The 19,486-nt window shown below is 33.4% G+C and carries 20 protein-coding genes and 1 pseudogene; 16 read left to right on the top strand and 5 right to left on the bottom strand.

Translation table 11 applies throughout. From position 1 onward, the window contains the following. Positions 1-398: 398 nt before the first annotated feature. On the bottom strand, positions 399-602 hold the full coding sequence (locus A3SG_RS0112470; protein ID WP_016990357.1) for a hypothetical protein: 204 nt from the start codon (positions 600-602) through the stop codon (positions 399-401). A 1,366-nt stretch (positions 603-1,968) separates the two neighbouring features. Here A3SG_RS0112470 and A3SG_RS22395 point away from each other — a divergent pair. The 8 genes from A3SG_RS22395 to A3SG_RS0112430 all read left to right on the top strand — a co-directional run bounded on the left by A3SG_RS22395 (position 1,969) and on the right by A3SG_RS0112430 (position 9,109). Further along, positions 1,969-2,112: a hypothetical protein gene (locus A3SG_RS22395; protein ID WP_232226366.1), complete on the top strand. Its 144-nt coding sequence runs from the start codon at positions 1,969-1,971 to the stop codon at positions 2,110-2,112. A gap of 88 nt (positions 2,113-2,200) precedes the next feature. Then, on the top strand, positions 2,201-2,884 hold the full coding sequence (locus A3SG_RS20850; protein ID WP_016990355.1) for a GLPGLI family protein: 684 nt from the start codon (positions 2,201-2,203) through the stop codon (positions 2,882-2,884). Positions 2,885-3,253: 369 nt separating this feature from the next. After that, the gene (locus tag A3SG_RS0112455; RefSeq protein ID WP_016990354.1) at positions 3,254-3,976 is read left to right on the top strand and encodes a hypothetical protein; all 723 of its coding nucleotides are present in this window, start codon (positions 3,254-3,256) and stop codon (positions 3,974-3,976) included. A gap of 30 nt (positions 3,977-4,006) precedes the next feature. Then, positions 4,007-5,533, top strand: coding sequence for a hypothetical protein (locus A3SG_RS0112450; RefSeq protein ID WP_016990353.1), 1,527 nt, complete (start codon positions 4,007-4,009; stop codon positions 5,531-5,533). Between the two features lie 108 nt (positions 5,534-5,641). Continuing rightward, positions 5,642-6,388 (top strand): electron transfer flavoprotein subunit beta/FixA family protein, encoded by a 747-nt coding sequence (locus A3SG_RS0112445; RefSeq protein WP_016990352.1) that lies wholly within the window; start codon positions 5,642-5,644, stop codon positions 6,386-6,388. A gap of 73 nt (positions 6,389-6,461) precedes the next feature. Further along, positions 6,462-7,430: an electron transfer flavoprotein subunit alpha/FixB family protein gene (locus A3SG_RS0112440; protein WP_016990351.1), complete on the top strand. Its 969-nt coding sequence runs from the start codon at positions 6,462-6,464 to the stop codon at positions 7,428-7,430. A 163-nt stretch (positions 7,431-7,593) separates the two neighbouring features. Continuing rightward, positions 7,594-8,223, top strand: coding sequence for a bifunctional nuclease family protein (locus A3SG_RS0112435; RefSeq protein ID WP_016990350.1), 630 nt, complete (start codon positions 7,594-7,596; stop codon positions 8,221-8,223). A 61-nt stretch (positions 8,224-8,284) separates the two neighbouring features. After that, a complete protein-coding gene (locus tag A3SG_RS0112430) occupies positions 8,285-9,109 on the top strand; it encodes a thymidylate synthase (RefSeq protein WP_016990349.1) in 825 nt (274 codons plus the stop codon). A 31-nt stretch (positions 9,110-9,140) separates the two neighbouring features. On the opposite strand, the gene A3SG_RS21275 is transcribed toward A3SG_RS0112430, so the two are convergent. Continuing rightward, the gene (locus tag A3SG_RS21275) at positions 9,141-9,338 is read right to left on the bottom strand and encodes a hypothetical protein (protein ID WP_232226368.1); all 198 of its coding nucleotides are present in this window, start codon (positions 9,336-9,338) and stop codon (positions 9,141-9,143) included. Between the two features lie 440 nt (positions 9,339-9,778). Between A3SG_RS21275 and A3SG_RS22390 the strand changes: the two are divergent. Both A3SG_RS22390 and A3SG_RS0112415 read left to right on the top strand, forming a co-directional pair. Further along, a pseudogene (locus A3SG_RS22390) lies at positions 9,779-9,880 on the top strand (hypothetical protein); the annotation flags it as partial. A gap of 134 nt (positions 9,881-10,014) precedes the next feature. Then, complete coding sequence (locus A3SG_RS0112415) at positions 10,015-10,497, top strand: dihydrofolate reductase (RefSeq protein ID WP_016990347.1); 483 nt, start codon at positions 10,015-10,017, stop codon at positions 10,495-10,497. Positions 10,498-10,551: 54 nt separating this feature from the next. Here A3SG_RS0112415 and A3SG_RS0112410 read toward each other — a convergent pair whose 3' ends face one another. Further along, positions 10,552-10,869, bottom strand: coding sequence for a hypothetical protein (locus A3SG_RS0112410; protein ID WP_016990346.1), 318 nt, complete (start codon positions 10,867-10,869; stop codon positions 10,552-10,554). Between the two features lie 224 nt (positions 10,870-11,093). Here A3SG_RS0112410 and ubiE point away from each other — a divergent pair, with 224 nt between their 5' ends. Beyond that, positions 11,094-11,825 (top strand): bifunctional demethylmenaquinone methyltransferase/2-methoxy-6-polyprenyl-1,4-benzoquinol methylase UbiE, encoded by a 732-nt coding sequence (gene ubiE / locus A3SG_RS0112400; protein ID WP_016990344.1) that lies wholly within the window; start codon positions 11,094-11,096, stop codon positions 11,823-11,825. Between the two features lie 24 nt (positions 11,826-11,849). Next, positions 11,850-12,554 carry a porin family protein gene (locus tag A3SG_RS0112395; RefSeq protein ID WP_029596790.1) on the top strand — a complete coding sequence of 235 codons (705 nt, stop codon included), beginning with the start codon at positions 11,850-11,852 and terminating at the stop codon, positions 12,552-12,554. 12 nt (positions 12,555-12,566) lie between these two features. Here the strand turns inward: A3SG_RS0112395 and A3SG_RS0112390 are convergent, their stop codons facing one another. Further along, entirely contained in the window at positions 12,567-13,289 is a 723-nt protein-coding gene (locus tag A3SG_RS0112390; RefSeq protein WP_016990341.1) for a TrmH family RNA methyltransferase, read from the bottom strand. Positions 13,290-13,326: 37 nt separating this feature from the next. Between A3SG_RS0112390 and A3SG_RS22975 the strand changes: the two genes are divergently transcribed. The 4 genes from A3SG_RS22975 (at position 13,327) to accD (ending at position 17,961) form a co-directional block, all read left to right on the top strand. Then, a complete protein-coding gene (locus tag A3SG_RS22975) occupies positions 13,327-13,782 on the top strand; it encodes a hypothetical protein (RefSeq protein ID WP_316945243.1) in 456 nt (151 codons plus the stop codon). A gap of 136 nt (positions 13,783-13,918) precedes the next feature. Then, positions 13,919-15,886 carry a BamA/TamA family outer membrane protein gene (locus A3SG_RS19815; RefSeq protein WP_316945242.1) on the top strand — a complete coding sequence of 656 codons (1,968 nt, stop codon included), beginning with the start codon at positions 13,919-13,921 and terminating at the stop codon, positions 15,884-15,886. A gap of 66 nt (positions 15,887-15,952) precedes the next feature. Then, positions 15,953-17,020: a class II fructose-bisphosphate aldolase gene (gene fbaA / locus A3SG_RS0112380; protein ID WP_016990340.1), complete on the top strand. Its 1,068-nt coding sequence runs from the start codon at positions 15,953-15,955 to the stop codon at positions 17,018-17,020. Between the two features lie 86 nt (positions 17,021-17,106). After that, positions 17,107-17,961 carry an acetyl-CoA carboxylase, carboxyltransferase subunit beta gene (gene accD, locus A3SG_RS0112375; protein WP_016990339.1) on the top strand — a complete coding sequence of 285 codons (855 nt, stop codon included), beginning with the start codon at positions 17,107-17,109 and terminating at the stop codon, positions 17,959-17,961. Positions 17,962-19,289: 1,328 nt separating this feature from the next. Here accD and A3SG_RS22385 read toward each other — a convergent pair. After that, positions 19,290-19,486 (bottom strand): hypothetical protein (locus tag A3SG_RS22385; protein ID WP_232226365.1); only part of this gene is annotated, 197 nt, incomplete at its 5' end.

The following is a 19,486-nucleotide window of genomic DNA, read 5'->3' as shown; positions in this document are numbered from 1 at the left end:
TTTTAATAAGATTAATTATCAAGGTAGATGCACTATTTTTTTATTCTAATAAGCAGTATTTAACTAAGCTTGCCTAGATAGTAACTACTTAAGTTTTTGGGCGATTGAAGAACCGTCCATTACTAATTTATAATCCTACATTGCGGCTGATTGATATGACAAATGAATTATTATTGAACCTTCTCACAGCAGGTTAATCTGCCTCTACTATTCATCCCAACACAATGTCACGAGCAGCATCTTTCTGACCTTAATTGCGATTTTTTTAATTCTAATCAAACGCTTAAATTTTGCTTACTATATTCCGAGTTTTTAAAATTTCTACAAACAAAATTAAAGCAAGAAGATCTTCCTAAACTTTTTCACTTTGAAGTTTAGTTTAAAAATCAACCCTCTGATTACATTTTTGGTTTTTTATCTTGCTGATCATTTTTCATCGTGTGACCGCGAGAATTTTTACCGCGATCATCAGTGTTTTTAGCAACTTTCATTGAAGGTTTATTTTTATCATCTTTGGCGTGAAGATCTTTGATATGGTCAGCAGATTTTTGAGTTTGACTTTTAGGATTTTTATCCTCCTTGCCCTCTTGATTGTGTTCCATAATTTCTATAATTTAAAAAAATTAAAAAGTGTATTAAATAGTACAGCAGATGCTGTCATCAATTAATGTTCGTTTTATCCGATAGCATCAAAATTTGAAGGTTCTGAAAAAGTAGAAAATTTTAAATAGGCGGATATCTATTACCGGAGAGTTTCTTCTAATAATAAATCATCCTTATCTTCTACCAAACCTCTAGCAAAAGATTTTAAACTACTTATTTAACGATTCTGCAACACTATACTCTTGAACTTGCAGCGATAATAACTGCATCACGCTACGCTCTGTTGATAACTTAATGTGATTTGACTCTTCAATCAAAATAGCAATTTCTTCAAATTTTTTGGCTAACGCTTTGTCACCAATTAATGAAAAAAAATTACGAAACTCGTTAATTTATTTTGCTATCCTCCATACAATTAGTGTGTGCATCTTGTAAAACTCCCACACTACTATTTTAAGCACCTTTGCAATTACTTTAATCAGAGCCTAACCTTCCCACTACATGTCTTTTAACCCATCAGTGAAGAAATCTTGAATACCTTTTATTTACATCAGGTTTACTTTTAAAGGTTTAGAGTGTCCTCTTTTGTCATTTTATTTCTGCACTGCTTTTATTTTTTGATGATTTTATTTTAACAAAAATTGATACTCAAAATTACAATACTATAATTAATAACTTGTTATACAATTAGTTAATTATATCATATAATTTTAAATCACCTTTATTTCAACTTTTATTTATGAAAATATTTAATATTAAAGACGCCTAAAAAAATCATAGCATATTATAATTAAAGCTAAAACTAATTACTCTTTGATGTTTTATACAAGACACATTTCATTTAATTATCTCCCCATCGATTCAAAGCAAAATGAAATTCAGCTCGTTCCACAAAGGCATTAGAAGGACTGCATTTAATAATTATTAAATCGAATACAAGCTAAAATGTCTTACAGCCAATTTGCCAGTTTTTTCATCAAATAAGCAAATTTTATCTCAACTCCGTGCAACAAGAACTCTAAAATAATCAGGAGCTATTTCCGGCTATTCGCTATATCTTACTGTGGCTAAAGAAGCCACAGCAAGGATGCCGCTACTATCCGGGCTACGAAGACGATGTAATCGAGTGCAATTTTGTTAATCCTGAAAATTATCCAAAACAAAAGTATTTGCCTTAATAAAAAATAAATACTATTTTCCTGCGTTTTTTCTTTGCAAAAGTTCTTTTTTTTATTTCTTTAGCCTATATAAACATTTAAAAATTATACAAAGAAAAAATCACTATTAACAGCAGTTGCATTGATTGCTTTTTCAGGAGTAACTCTAGCAAACAACAAGTTAGGATCAACAAATGCTGTTAACCAAATGAAAGTTGCTTCCATCACAGATCAGCAAGAACAAGAGGATGCATGGTTTTGTTATAAAGCCAGCGAAACAACAACTTACAATGACTTTAGTGATACAACCACTATTACTACCACATATAAATGCACGTGGTACGATTTGTAAGTAAAAAAATTAAAGAATAGAAAACTTATTTAAATTTGGCGGGGCGAAAACCCTGTCAAATTTTTATAGCCCTTAAAACTTAATCAAGATGCAAAAAATTTTTGTTCTTTTATTATTTTCTTTAGTAGGTCAACTGCACAGCCAAACCTTAAAAGGAATTTTAACTAATACTCCATTACAAGGTGTTGGAGACGAGACTGAGTTATCCAAAAAAGCAGCAAAACCCATGACGTTTTCGTATACGTATTCTCAAAACAAATCCATCCAAAACCTAATATCAATTGAAAAGTCATCTATTGATACTACCTATATCGAAAAGTATGGAACTAAATACCAAACCACATCTACTGTAAACAGACCATCCTCCAGTACCGACTATAAAGATTTTGAAGCAAAAAAATACAGGGTACTTTTTACTATGAACGATAAGGATACTAATGTAAAAGAAACATTGCCTTCCTTCAATTGGAAATTAGTAAACGAGAGCAAAACCATTAACGGTTATACTTGTAAAAAGGCAACTACTACAAATACAGCTTTCAATGCTAATCAATCTATTGTGGCTTGGTATACGGAAGCCATTCCTGTTAATGACGGACCAGCACATTACTGGGGTTTACCCGGATTTATCATACAAATCGAGATTAATAAAAACACTATCCTAACTTTTGACAAATTAGTTTTTAGTAAAGAAAACACTTCTATCGAAGTACCAAACAATAGTGCACCTGAACTTAGCTACAGCGACTATTTAAAACAAAATTCTCATTAATGAAGCAATTGCAGCTCGTTATTTTAGACCTTAAAAAGCAGTTATTCTGCTTTTTTTTATTTTGCAGTTTCCCACTCCTAGCACAACATACAATTACTGGATCAGTATATGATGCAGTAGGTAAACCCATAAGCCAAGCAACCGCAGTACTAAAAAAACATAAAATCAGATCAGACAGTAGCATTTTCATACACTGCAAATGATGGAACTTTTACCATTGTTCTACAAAACAAAGAAACATATTTACTTAAAATTAGCTATTTAGGTTTAGAAACTTATCGCAAAGAAATTACGGTTAGTACTAATGTGTTAGACTTAGGGAAAATTATACTAAATGAAAGTTAAGTTGATCTACAAACAGTAATCATCATGAACGAATCCTCTGGTATGACCGAGGTTGGCGACACTTTAAAATATCGAATTGAAAAATTCTTAAATGGTACCGAAGAAACATTAAAAGATGTTTTGAATAAACTTCCAGGCTTGGATGTCGATAATCAAGGTAAAATTAAAGTTAACGGTAAAGCAGTAGACAAATTTTTAATTGATGGTCAAGAATTTTTTATCGATCAGCAAAAAATAGCGACTGATAATATCACCGCTGAAATGATTAAAAACATCGAAATCATAAAAAACTACACTGAATTCAAACAACTTAAAAAAGAAGAAAAATCCGGGTTAACTGCAATAAACGTAAAAATAAAAGATAAATTTAAAAACAAAATCACCGGAAATGTAGCGCTAGGACTTGGCCAAGACAAATTTAATTTGCAGACCAATCTCTTTAATTTTGGCAAAAAAACGTACACTAGTGTAATTGGTGACTCTAACAATACGGGAGAACTTGCACTCACCATCAGCGATTACCTGTCCTTTACCAATAAAAAAAATGACGCCACCAATGGAGAAGTTACCTTCTCTAAAAACACTGACTTACCACGATTTCTAACATTAGGAAACAACGTTCAAAATCGAGACTCTTATTTCACTGGACTAAATTTTAAATATTTCCCATTAAAGAAACTAGAAGTAAATCTATACTCTTTGTTCAACACTAATAATCAAACAGAAGAGCAACTAATAGAACAATAATTTTATAGTACGACTACCAATTTCTTTAACATGGAAAAAAGAAATACACAGGAAAACTCTTTTTTCAACATCACCTCCTTGGATGCAACCTATAAAAACACATCAAATTCACTATTTACTTATAAATCTATTTTCTCCAACTTCTCTAAAAACAGCTTTGTTGATTTAACCATATCCAATAACAAAATAAACAACGAAAATAATACTGTAGATTTTAACTTTAATCACAACCTAGAATATTCATTAATTTTAAAGAAAAACAAACAATTGCGGATAAAAGTAGCACAAGAAATTACAAACAAAGCTAATGATTTGAATATCGATGCAAATCAACCTATTTTAAATTTAAACTTCCCACCCGCCAATTATACTATCGCTCAAAATACCAATTCTAAAAAACAACTCTTATTGTTGAACTCCAATTTTGATTTTCGTTTAAAGGATCATCCTGTCAGTATTTTTAACGAACTTAGCCATAAAAGAGAGCAATTCGAATCGTTTGAGCAACAGTTCTCTCAATTTCAAAACAATGTTGTCCTAAAAAGCAACTCCAACACAACAGGAATTTCAACAAAATTTGAAATTGGTTGCAAAAACAGCCTGACAACAACTTTGTCGTACTCCGCTGTGTCATTAGAGACGCTTAGACAACAGGCAACTAAACAACTATTTACCCCAAGTATTTCATTAAAAACATTTTTTAGTAAACAACATTACATTAAGTTGAATTACGCGCTGAACAACAAATTATTTGGAGCTGAAAATTTAATTGAAAATAAAATCATTGGAGATTACAGAACAATTTACGGCAATAATGATGTGCAATATGACGCCATCAATAAAAACAATCAATTTGGAATGGAATATTTTTATAATAATTTGAAAAGGAATTTAACGATTATATCAAACATCTCTTATTTAGAAGCCTCAAATCCAATAACCAATAATTCATTTGCAACTCAAAACACTAATTTAATTCAATATAAATTAGCGCCTTATGAGAATTTTTTCAACTCATTTTTATTTGCCGAGAAACAATTTAAAAATTTCCCCTTCTCAGTGAAAGGTAGCGTTTCCTATGCCATTAATAACAAAAACATCTTTTACGAAAATCAAAAAAATGAATTAAACACTATCTCATCAACTAGATACCTAGGAATCATTTCGAGATTAAAAAATAAAAAAATACAATTTGAAACTGGATTGCAATACTCCAAAGAAACGTATACCGACTCATTTGCCACAAACGAATTAACAATAACAAGTCCCTATCTAAATTCAAGCGTACAATTATCAAAAAGTCTTTCTTTAACTTCAACCTTTAGCATTATGAAATATGAATCAATATCCTCTAAAAATACAATTACTTTTTTTAGTCCACGGTTAAGATATCGTATCCCAAATTCTAAAATTGAATTGAGTGCAATCGGTAACAATATTTTTAATCTCAAAAACAACGAACAGATAACGATATCTAGCGCTGCAAATTACAATCAACAAAATAGGTCTCAAATCTTAGCCGGATATTATCTGCTTTCAGCAAAATTAAAACTGTGAATACGAAAACGTAATAGTTTAGCAAAAAAAACTATGCACGCATAGTATATTATTCGAAATATTATTCTAATTTTGTAAAAGACTATTAGAAAAATAAAAAACAATCCTATGAAAATATTAGTTTGCATCAGTCACGTTCCTGATACTACTTCCAAAATTAATTTTACCAATGGTGATTCAGAATTCGATACCAATGGGGTACAATATGTAATTAATCCAAATGACGAATTTGGATTAACACGTGCAATATGGTTTCAAGAAAAACAAGGAGCAACAGTAACTGTTGTAAATGTTGGAGGGCCAGAAACTGAACCTACTTTAAGAAAAGCATTAGCCATTGGAGCAAACGAAGCCATTCGTGTAAACGCAACTCCTACTGATGGTTTCTTCGTAGCAAAACAACTTGCCGATGTGATTAAAAATGGGGAATATGATCTTGTTATCGCAGGAAAAGAATCATTAGACTATAATGGAGGAATGGTTCCTGGAATGATTTCAGGTGTCCTTGGTTACAATTTTATTAATTCTTGTACTCACCTAACGATTGACGGAACCGCTGTAACAGCTATCCGTGAAATTGACGGTGGTAAAGAAACTGTTTCTACTTCGCTTCCATTAATTATTGGTGGACAAAAAGGATTAGTAGAGGAAAAAGACTTGCGTATTCCAAACATGAGAGGAATCATGACTGCCAGATCGAAGGCACTAACTATAGTTGAACCTATCGAAGCTGCGGTAAACACTAAAGCGGTAAAGTTTGAAAAACCAGCACCTAGATCTGCTGTGCAATTAATTTCTTCTGATAACTTAGATGAATTAATAGACCTATTACACAACGAAGCAAAAGTAATATAGTAATCAGTTTACAGTTCTCAGTGTTCAGCGAAACGCTTTACTCTTGAAGCTTTAAACCCTAAACAAATAAATCATGTCAATATTAATATATGCAGAATCTGCGGAAGGAAAACTCAAAAAAGTAGCTTTTGAATTAGCCTCTTATGCAAAAAAAGTAGCCGAATCTTTAGGAACTACTGTAACAGCGGTAACAGTCAACGCTGGTGATGTTTCAGAGTTGTCTAAATATGGAGTAGACAAGGTATTAAAAGTAAACAATGACAAATTAGCAGCATTTACTGCTAAAGCGTATGCTGATGTTATAAAACAAGCGGCACAAAAAGAAAGCGCTAAAGTAATTTTACTTTCATCAACAACTGATAGTATCTACCTTTCATCACTTGTTGCAGTAGCGTTAGAAGCTGGTTTTGCTTCAAACGTTGTGGGATTGCCTTTAAGCACCTCTCCTTTTCAGGTAAAAAGAAATGCGTTTTCAAATAAAGCGTTTAATACAACTGAAATAAACACTGAAATAAAAGTGCTAGGACTTGCTAAAAACTCTTATGGTGTTTATGAACATCAATCTTCTCTAACGGAAGAGGATTTTGATCCAACTATTGGAGAAAATGATTTTGGCGTAAAAGTAGAATCAGTAGAAAAAGTTTCCGGGAAAGTATCAATAGCTGATGCTGAGATTGTAGTTTCTGCAGGTCGCGGATTAAAAGGACCAGAACACTGGGAAATGATTGAAGAATTAGCAACTGTACTAGGCGCAGCAACTGCTTGTTCTAAACCCGTTTCAGATTTGGGTTGGAGACCTCACGGAGAACACGTTGGTCAGACAGGAAAACCAGTAGCAACTAACCTATATATCGCCATAGGAATATCAGGAGCTATCCAGCATATTGCAGGAATAAGCTCTTCAAAAATAAAAGTGGTTATCAATAATGATCCAGAAGCACCGTTTTTCAAAGTAGCGGATTATGGTATTGTTGGCGATGCATTTGATGTAGTCCCAAGGTTAATAGAGAAGTTTAAAGAATTTAAGTTGCAACAGTCATAATACAATATTCTTTACTAAATATAGCTGCCTGAAAACAAGATAATCGTACCTTTGTTTTCAGGCAGTTTTTTGTCTGTCATTTTTTTATTAAAATTCGACCCAAATTTAATAACAAAAATTAAATCTTTAAATTAGGTACCCCGTACTTTTCATTTCAGCAATTATGAGCTTAGTTAAATTATCGATAAAAGGAATTTCATACAGTCAAACACAGAATGGAGCATATGCACTGATTTTGAACGAAGTAGATGGCGAAAGAAAACTACCAATTGTTATAGGCGCTTTTGAAGCACAATCTATAGCAATAGCCTTAGAAAAAGAAATTAAGCCCCCACGTCCGTTAACACACGATTTATTCAAGAATTTTGCAGAACGATTTGACATCGCTGTGAAACAGGTTATCATTCATAAGCTTGTCGACGGAGTTTTTTATTCAAGCATCGTTTGCGAAAGAGATAAAATTGAGGAGATTATAGATGCACGTACCTCTGACGCGATAGCATTAGCCTTGCGATTCAATGCCCCTATCTACACCTATAAAAACATTTTAGACAAAGCGGGGATTTATCTGAAAGCGAATTCAACAGAAACGGACAAAGGCTCACAAGAAATAGATGATATTCTTTCAAATCCCGAAACTTTTGGAAATGAAGAAGAAAGCAATCAATCCGGTAGAATCTACATTAAACACAGTCTTCAAGAATTAAGTGAATTACTTGATCAGGCTGTACTGCAAGAGGATTATGAGAAAGCAGCTAAAATAAGAGACGAAATCTCCAAAAGAGAATCTTAATATTTACTATTTAATCGGTTATTTGTTTAATCGATGATAACAAAAACCGAACAACCTACAAATGAAGCAATATCTAGACTTGGTGCAACACGTTATGGACAACGGTTGTCAAAAAGGAGATCGAACTGGAACAGGAACAAAAAGCGTTTTCGGCTATCAAATGCGTTTTGACTTAAGCGAAGGCTTTCCAATGGTAACCACTAAGAAATTACACTTCAAATCCATCGTCTATGAATTGCTCTGGTTCTTAAAAGGCGATACAAATATAAAATACCTTCAAGAGAACGGAGTGAAAATATGGGACGCCTGGGCTGACAATAATGGAGACCTAGGTCCCGTTTACGGACATCAATGGCGTAACTGGAACAGTGAAGAGATTGACCAAATTGCAGATTTAATCACGGAGTTAAAAACAAATCCCAACAGTCGTAGAATGCTTGTTTCTGCATGGAATCCATCTGTACTTCCCGATACTACAAAATCCTTTGAAGAAAATGTAGCTAACAATAAAGCGGCTTTACCCCCTTGCCACGCTTTCTTTCAGTTTTATGTCGCCAATGGTAAATTATCCTGCCAATTGTACCAACGCAGTGCTGATATCTTTTTGGGAGTACCATTCAATATCGCATCTTATGCGTTACTAACTATGATGATTGCACAAGTTTGCGGTTTAGAAGCGGGCGAATTCATCCACACTTTTGGAGATGCCCACATTTACAACAATCATATAGAGCAACTGCAATTGCAGTTATCCAGAGAACCAAAATCACTACCAAAAATAATTTTAAACCCCGACGTAAAAGACATCTTCAAGTTTGAATTTGCTGATTTTACACTGGAAGGATATGATCCCCATCCTCTTATTAAAGGAAATGTCGCCGTTTAATGAATTGCAAAATGTTTTAGAGGTTATATCTCTAAAACACTATTTTCAGCACCGCAAATTCGTTCCGTTTGAAAGAATCAGCTTTTAATTCATTTCCAAACGCATCGTCGATAACGTATTTAAGTTTGTAAACAGTATCCTTGTAGATACTAAAAACGAATTTAAATATTCCGTTTTTTAATTTACTTAAAGAACCTTCTTTGGGGTTCCAACTGTTAAAATCTCCGATAACCGTAACCTGATATGCCTCTTTTGCGGCAACTGAAAAAATAACTTAGCAAACTGGTTTTGCCTTTACAAACTGTTTCTTAATATCCATAATACTTTCATTTTTAATGCTATATAGCAATGAAGACAAATTTTATTAAACTAGAAACACTGGCCCCGTAGAATTAATAAAATACGGTAAACTATGCGAAATTTTAACTAATTCATCAATTAGCAGATGCATTATTTTTTATTAGTAAAAAAGAAAACGTTTTCTTAATAAATATAACATAGGGTAAATGGCCACTTTCCAAATTAAATTTTATCTTTATAAACAAAAATTCAACTTATGGAAAGAGAGCAACATGAACTATATGAATATGCCCGAAAGAGATTAAAACTAAAAAAAGGGTTGTATCTTCTATTTTGTCCTTCTTATTTTTAGCCTAGTTTTATTTTTGTTTGTCTCCACTTAAACTTTTTAATTTTGGATTAGATTCAAATTGGTATATATACGCGATTACACTTTGGTTTTTTATATTTCTTTTACATTTCATCAAAGTATTCATAACAGATCGTTTTATGAATAAAAACTGGGAAAGAGATCAAATTGACCGTCTAGTTGCCTTACAAAAAAATAAATTAGCTGAATTACAAACACAAATAACTGAAGATACTTCAACACAACAACCAGAAATATGATTATAATGATTGCGGCCGCGTCAGAAAACAACGCACTTGGAAAAAACAATAAATTAGTTTGGCATTTACCCAATGATTTCAAAAGATTTAAAAGTCTAACATCTGGTCACCATATTATTATGGGCCGAAAAACATTCGAAAGTTTCCCTAAACCACTGCCTAATAGAACTCACATTGTTATAAGTCGTCAAGAAAATTATAATCCCGAGGGCTGTATTGTAGTCAACAGCATGGAGAAAGCAATAGCAATATGCACTTCAAATGAGGCTATATACATTATAGGCGGAGGAGAGATTTACAATTTAGGACTTCCTTTTTCAGATAAAATTGAACTTACGCGAGTACATCACAGCTTTGTAGCTGACGCATTTTTCCCAGAAATCAACCCTAAGGACTGGGAAATAACAATTTCTGAATTTCAACCAAAAGACGATAAACATCTATTTGATTACACCTATCAGACTTATGTTAGAAAATAAAAAACACCCCGACAAACTGGGTGTTTTTTTTAAAATAATGATTGGGAAAACGACCTACTCTTGAAACAGTATTTGATAACACAATATAAAAATAACGAATGTCAATAAAACTCCCGAAATCAGGAGGATAACATTTGATGTTTTTTGAGAGTACATCTCAAAAAAGCCTTTAATACCAAATACCACAAAGGTACTAAAGACAAAAAAAATTGAAATTTCCAAAAACAAATTTAATCCTAAGAACGTATGCTGCGCAATTAATTCACTACTGCTTTTCAAAACAGTACCGTCAAAACCGCTAACAAGAACAAGCGATATAATTAGCGCAAAAAACAACCACTTGATTTGGGTCATTAATTCCCTTTTAATCATTGAAAAACTATTATAATTTTGTGATGTAAAAATGGTAATAAAAATAGATGTACACAATACCCACTTTTAGTGATATTTCAATTTATTCCAAATCCGTCATTTTTGAAACCCATTCGTTCCAATTTGAAAACCCAACTCCAATTTTGGTTTTTTTTACTTACTATTTTTAAATCTGGATTACAGTTCAAAATAGATTGTATTATATTTGTTAAAAATTAAAAAAAATGTCAAAAAACGTCACCCCATATAAAGATTCAGATCTAAGTAAAAAAGAACAGGTTGCTAAAATGTTTGATGCCATTTCTGGAAATTACGATAATTTAAATCGTGTCATTTCTTTTGGAATAGATATAAAATGGCGGAAAAAAGTATTAAAAATTGTTGCAAAATCAAATCCAGAGATCATTTTGGATATCGCAACAGGCACCGGAGATTTAGCCATTTTAATGACGCAGACTAACGCCAAGAAAATTATTGGATTAGACATTTCTGCAGGAATGCTTGAAGTAGGCGTAAAAAAAATTGCAGATAAAAAACTATCTAATACTATAGAAATGGTTTTAGGGGATTCTGAAAACATACCTTTTGACGATAACTACTTTGACGCAATAACGGTTGCCTTCGGCGTACGAAACTTTGAGACACTTGAAAAAGGATTAAAAGAAATATTGCGGGTCTTAAAACCAAATGGCGTTTTTGTAATTTTAGAGACCTCCGTCCCGGATAATACTCCATACAAACAAGGATATAATTTCTACAGTAAAAACATACTGCCCATAATTGGTAAACTTTTTTCAAAAGACGATGTCGCTTATGGATACTTGTCAGAATCAGCAGCTGCATTTCCTTATGGAGAGGCTTTAAACAATATATTGAGAAAAGTTGGGTTTATAGATGTAATAGCACTACCGCAAACTTTTGGGGTAGCTACTATTTATTCGGCATCTAAAGACTAATACTGAGATATATTAAGCCCAAACATGAAAAAAATCGCTGTCCTACTTTTGCTCATTTTCTCCGCTAAAGGAAACTCACAGTTTAAAAAAAGCATGTTTGCGAAAGACCCTATAATCAATTTAGAAAATTTTCAAAAGCAAAAAATATATTACGGATATTTTTTAGGGTTTAACTCGTTTGATTTCAAAGTGGACTACAGGACAATGGGGACGGACATCCTTGTTAAAAAAACTACCGGATTTAATGTGGGAATCGTAGGTGACCTCAGACTTCAGGAACACATAAATCTAAGGTTTGAGCCTGGTCTTTATTATACAAAAAGAGACCTGACATTTCCCGGATTCACAACAAAATCAGACGCTTTGAGAGAAGTAAACAGTACCTATATTCATTTCCCGCTATTATTGAAATTCTCATCCCTAAGAACCGGCAACATTCGCCCGTATCTTGTGGGCGGTGTTTCAGCTACTTTAAATTTATCGAGCAACTCAAAATCAATCGATGATAATTACGAACAAAAATTCAGGGTAAAGCCCTGGACTACTAATTATGAATTAGGTTTTGGCATCGATATTTTCTCCGAATACTTTATATTCTCCCCTTCCATCCGGGGTGTATTTGGAATTAACGATGAGTTGATACGCGACAATAAAGCAGACAGTCCTTGGACCGGTAATATTGAATCCCTAAAAACCCGAGCAATATTGATTAATTTCACCTTTCATTAGAAAACCTGCAATCTACCTTCGAAATTCACTCAGCACAATTGCGGTTGCTGTGGCTACATTTAAACTCTCCGTTTTTTGAATCGCTCCAAAACGAGGGATAGAGAGCTTATTTTTTACCAATTTTTCAAGTTCTTCCGAAATACCATTCGCTTCATTACCCATGACCACAATTCCTTCGTGTGGCAACGTGGTTTTATATATGTTCGTGCCGTCCATAAAGGTGCCAAAAACAGGTAAATTAGTAGCGGAGATAAAAGAATTCAAATCAATATAACTCACATTAACCCTCGCAATGGAACCCATGGTAGCTTGCACCACTTTTGGATTGTATACATCCACTGTCTCTCTTGAACAGACAATCTCATTAACGCCAAACCAGTCGCACAACCTCAATATCGTCCCCAAATTACCGGGGTCGCGTATCGAATCTAAAGCAACAATCAAACCCGACTCATTAATTTTCTTCTCAAGTGGAATTTTAAAGACTGCCAGGCAGGTATTAGACGTTGCTAACGCACTGATTTTCTTCAAGTCTGTCTCTTGTATCAATGATTTTTTTGACGTCAACACTGCTTCAAAATCGTTTTGAGTAGAATACAAATGTTCCAACTCAAAATTTGAATCCAGCAATTCCTGTATTACTTTTACGCCTTCAGCAAAAAATAATTTATTGACGGCTCTATATTTTTTTTGCTGTAAACTCGTTATAAGTTTTATTTGGTTTTTACTAACCATAAATTAATGTACTTTTGAATTAAATATTTTACCACACTTGAAGAAGATTTCTACAAAAATAGCAGCATTTATTCTAATAGCAATATTTATTTGCGCCTGTAACGCCGTAAAAAGAGTTCCTGATGCAAAACAACTCCTTACTAAAAATCAAATTGTAGTAAACGGGAAAGCTACAAAGACTGAAAATGTCTTGAACCAACTCTATCAAAAACCGAATAGCACTCTGTTATTAGGCTTTCGCTTGCGCCTGAATTTATACAATTTAGCTAATCTAAATCCAGATTCAACGTATCAAGCAAAATTTACAAATCATCCTGGAAAATATGAAAGAAAATCAAAATGGCTATCGGCAAAACAAGTGGATCGCCTCGGCAAATCTTTTTGGTATCATGGGATTCATGACTTCCTTAAAAAAACAGGGGAACCCCCTGTAATCATAGACACCACTAAAACTAAAAAATCTAATTTTACGGCTCAATTATTATTATTTTAATAATGGTTATTTTAACGTAGATACGGGATACAAAATAGATACCATCGCCTCTAAAAGAGCAAAAATAGAATATACTATTAGCACCGGGACGCCGTATTTCCTGGATACCATAAAGACGACAATCGCTACTCCAGTATTGGACTCCCTATATGAAACAATCAAATCAAATTCTTTAGTTAAATCTGGTAATCAATATAAAACTACTGATTTTGAGGCTGAAAAAAATCGCATCACTACTCATTTCAGAAATAATGGGGTTTATTTCTTTCAGCCCACCTATGTGAACTTTGATATTGACACCATTCAAAAAGAAAATAAGGCAGACATTAATTTAATCATCAATAATTACTCCTATCAAGATAAAGATTCCACCAGAACGGAGCCTTTCAAAATATATAAAATAAGCGATGTAAACATCTATACAGACTATTCCCCTACTAAAAGCAATGCAAAAATCACGGATAGCACCACCTATAAAAATTTTAACTTATACAGCCACGAAAAGTTAAAATACAAGCCACATGCTATAACTGACGCCATTTTCATCACCAAGGGTGGACTTTTTGCCGATAATAAAACTGTTTTAACAACACGTTATTTAAATAATCTTAAAATATTCAATTATCCAAGTGTCCAGTATGAAATTGACCCAAGAGACACTACTTATAGCTCGTTGATTGCTAAAATATACTTAACACCTAGAAAAAAATATAGTTTTGGGACCTCTCTGGATATCACTCATTCAAATATTCAGGACATAGGAATAGCGCTAAGCGTTTCAGAAACGATTCGAAATGTCTTTAACGGTGCGGAAACACTCGAAGCTTCAATACGCGGTAACATTGGTGCTTCTAAGGATTTAGCAAATCCAAATAATCGCTTTTTTAATGTTGCCGAGTATGGAATTGACCTAAAGCTAAATGTACCTCGAATATTTATGCCTTTCTCTACTGATAAAATCATTAAAAAAAGCATGATTCCTTCTACTCTTATGGCAATTGGATTTGCAAGACAAACAAACATTGGGTTAGATAAGGAAAATTTCACGGGAGCGTTCACCTACAACTGGACTCCCAAGAAAAACAACACCGCTCGTTTTGATCTTTTCAATGCACAGTTTGTACAAAATTTAAATCCGAACAACTATTTTAATGTATACGGCTCTTCCTATAGAGCTTTGAATGAAATTGGAAAAACATATAATACAGAACCAAGCTATTTTAATGATACTACAGATTTAATAATAGAAACAGGAACTTCCGGATTCATTAATAATGTATTGTCGAATAATACGGCACTAGCTCCTTCAGACAAAGCGTACCAAGCGGTTAAAAGCATCGAAGAAAGAAGGTTGCGACTAACCGAGAACGACTTTATTCTCGCCACTAGTTATACTTTTACTAAAACAACCAAAACAGACCTACTGGACAATAATTTTTATCTCTTTAAAACAAAAATCGAATCTGCAGGATCGTTATTATCTTTAATTGCCAACACAACAAATCAAGTTGAAAATAAAAACGGCAAGTTTCAACTCTTCAATTTAGAGTATTCAGAATATATAAAAACAGAATTTGACTACATTAAACACTGGGAGTTAAGCAAAGAGAAGGTCTTTGCGGTTAGAACCTTTTTTGGAATAGCAATTCCTTTTGGCAACTCTAATTACATTCCTTTTTCGAGAAGTTATTTTTCTGGTGGTTCAAATGACAACAGAGCTTGGCAACCTTATAGCTTGGGACCTGGAAGCAGTGGAGCAAAAGATGATTTCAACGAAGCAAATATGAAAATTGCATTAAGCAGTGAATTCCGATTTAAAATTTTAGGCGAATTAAAAGGAGCTCTTTTTGCTGACGCAGGTAATATTTGGAATGTTTTCGATAACGTAAATGATGAAAAGTCTACCTTCAATGGTTTTAAAAGTCTAAAAGACATCGCTTTGGGGACCGGATTTGGATTAAGGTACGATTTAAGTTTTTTTGTTATCCGATTTGATTTCGGATTTAAAACCTATAATCCTGCCAATGAACCTGGAGAAAAATGGTTTAGAGAATACAACTTTGGAAACTCTGTTTTAAATTTTGGAATAAATTACCCGTTCTAATGCTAATAAATTCTTATTTTTGCAGTCTTGAACTAAAAACAAAATAACCAACTAAAAAAAATTAAAATGGGACATAACATAAAACCAGGAGTAGCTACAGGAGATCAAGTACAAGAAATTTTCAATTATGCGAAAGAAAAAGGCTTTGCTCTACCTGCAGTAAATGTTACTGGATCTAACACAGTAAATGGTGTTCTCGAGACTGCTGCAAAATTAAACGCACCGGTTATTATTCAATTTTCTAACGGAGGAGCGCAATTTAACGCTGGTAAAGGACTTTCTAATGCTAATGAAAAAGCAGCTATTGCTGGAGGTATTGCAGGGGCAAAGCACATCCATACCTTAGCAGAAGCATACGGTGCGACTGTAATTTTACACACAGACCACTGTGCTAAAAAATTATTACCTTGGATTGACGGATTATTAGATGCTTCAGAAGAACATTTTGCCGCAACGGGTAAGCCGTTATTTAGTTCACATATGATTGACTTGTCTGAAGAGCCAATCGAAGAGAACATTGAAATTTGCAAAGGTTACTTGACGAGAATGAGCAAAATGGGAATGACATTAGAAATCGAACTTGGAATTACAGGTGGCGAAGAAGATGGTGTTGACAACTCAGATGTCGACAGCTCAAAATTATATACACAGCCTGATGAAGTAGCTTTCGCTTATGAAGAGCTTTCAAAAATAAGCCCTAGATTTACTATCGCCGCTGCCTTTGGAAACGTTCATGGTGTTTACAAGCCAGGAAACGTAAAATTGACTCCAAAAATCTTGAAAAACTCTCAGGATTTCGTTCAAAAGAAATTCAACACGGGTCCAAACCCCGTAGATTTTGTTTTCCACGGTGGATCAGGTTCTACCTTAGAAGAAATCAGAGAAGGAATTAGCTACGGAGTTATCAAAATGAATATCGATACTGACTTACAGTTTGCTTTTACTGAAGGTGGGCGGGATTATATGGTGAAAAACATTGACTTTCTGAAAACGCAAATAGGGAACCCAGAAGGTTCTGATGTTCCAAATAAAAAATATTACGATCCAAGAAAGTGGTTGCGTGAAAGCGAAATGACTTTCAACGCAAGGCTAGAGCAAGCATTTGCCGACTTGAATAACGTGAATACACTATAAAATTAAGAATTATGAGTTATAAAATAGAAAGAATACTTCTATTTTATAACTCATAACTTTTAACTCATAACTCATAACTATTAAATATGGCTTGGTTTAAAAGAAAGGAAAAGGGAATTACAACTGCGACTGAAGACAAAATGGATGTCCCAAAAGGTCTTTGGTATAAATCTCCTACAGGAAAAATTATTGATACTGATGAGTTGGAACGCAATTTGTTTGTAAGTCCAGAAGATGGCTTTCATGTTAGAATTGGTAGTAGCACCTATTTTGAAATCTTATTTGACAACAATGAGTTTGTTGAGTTAGATAAAAACTTAACTTCTAAAGACCCTTTGCACTTTGTTGACACAAAGAAATATGCAGATCGACTAAAAGATGTTATGGAGAAAACCAAACTTAAAGACGCGGTGCGCACTGGAGTTGGAAAATCCAAAGGTCGAGAAGTAGTAATTTGCTGTATGGACTTTGCCTTTATTGGTGGATCAATGGGAGCTGTAGTAGGTGAGAAAATCTCAAGAGGAATCAATCATTCTATAAAGAACAGAATTCCATTCATAATGATTTCAAAATCAGGTGGAGCAAGAATGATGGAAGCTGCATATTCTTTAATGCAATTAGCAAAAACATCGGTTAAACTTGCCCAGCTTGCTGAAGAAAAAATACCTTACATTTCTCTATGTACAGATCCTACTACCGGAGGAACAACAGCCTCTTATGCCATGTTAGGAGATATCAATATTTCTGAACCGGGCGCCTTAATTGGATTTGCAGGACCTAGGGTGGTAAGAGACACGACGGGTAAGGATTTACCTGAAGGTTTCCAAACTGCTGAATTTCTTTTAGAACATGGGTTCTTAGACTTTATCACGCCACGAAAAGAATTGAAAGACAAGATTAATTTGTATATCGATTTGATTCAAAATAATGATATCAGATAGCTTCAAAATTACTCAAGCAAAAAATCCCAAGAATTAGTTCTTGGGATTTTTTTTTACGTGTAAATTTCCTCAAACTAATTCTTTTTTTGAAATAGGACAATTAGGGTCACTTAAATTTTCTGAGGATCAATTAAAAAAATCATTAAAAACAGAAAGAGTTTCACTTCTACAACACCTCTTTGATTGGCTCTAAAGAGCTTTGCTTTTGAATTAGAAGATGGAGTGTTTGCATTTGTATGGCGTTTCTAAAAGAAGTTCAAAATAGTTTCTAAATGATATTTTAAACTGTTTGCTGCGGTATTAAAATCATCTAATTTTGATGATTTTGTTTTCTTTATCCAGACTAAGATTTGTTCTTGGGCTATTTCTCTTGACGTTTATTAAAATATCTTTGTAAACTCAAGTGTATGGTCCTACCATTGACGCAAAGAGGGATAGTTTTTAAATAATAATCCAGCTCTTATCTTCTAATTATCCGTCCATTGATTTTGCTTTTTAGCAATGATGTAGTGACTTCAAGCCATAAGTTGTTTTTGGAGTATCGTCATTTGCTTTAGCTACCAAATACCAAACTGTTTATAAATTCCCAAATAAAATTTTCAAAATAGAGATACGTAACTTAAAAAAAGATTGTATATTAGTCTAATAGACAGTATCTTAATTTTAAAAAAAATAATGTTAGTACTCTTCATAGAGAAGTACTGCGCATAATAGAAGAACTTTTAAGTAGGGGTTTCTCTTTGTAGACATTAGAATTTTGACGACACTTTCTTTTAAAACTAGTTATTGCCTGATTAATTTTAAATATTTTATCTAAAAATTCCATTTGTAAATCATCACCTTAAGAAATATGTGTTAACAGTAATTAATACTTTGTGCTGTAGCTAATATTATTTGTCAAACTAATACCAAATTCAATGATAAAATCTCAAAATATTTTCTTCTGGATAAGTGGATTTGCTCTAGGATTGATGGTTTGCGCCTTTTTTTCATGTCCCCACTGGAAGATTGCAATGCCAGCTATGTTATTCATATCGGTTATGACCGCGCGAATCGGGTTCAAGAAAAAGAAAGAACTAGAACACCCCTAATGTGTACCTCTACAAAATTTGGGGAAAGACAAAAACATTCTGCCAAACGACATCTGAATTATCGGCGAGTCATGTGTTTGACTTAAGTAATGTGCGCTTACTAATTCCTATTTTGCTTTAGATCGAGAAGACACGAAAGTACCACTTTGAAACCTACGTATCACAGATAGGAAAAAAAATATGAATTTATGATGGTTGTAGATTACAATTATAGCATATAATACTATTTACGCCAATTTAAAACGTACCAGCGCGCACAAACAAAGGGATTACAAATGAATAAAAACAAGAAACTACTAAAGTCGAGTAGTTTCCTTTATTGAAAGCTCTCCGAATTATTACTTCAAAACAAACGTTTTTAAAAACTACGATGCTATGCGAAAGCCTCCTAAGGTCGTCTCCGTAACCGTGATCAACACAAAACATATAAAAAG

Source organism: Flavobacterium sp. ACAM 123, assembly GCF_000264055.1.
Classification (GTDB): domain Bacteria; phylum Bacteroidota; class Bacteroidia; order Flavobacteriales; family Flavobacteriaceae; genus Flavobacterium.
Note: the sequence above shows the minus strand (reverse complement) of the source record. Positions and strands in the feature narration are given on the sequence as shown.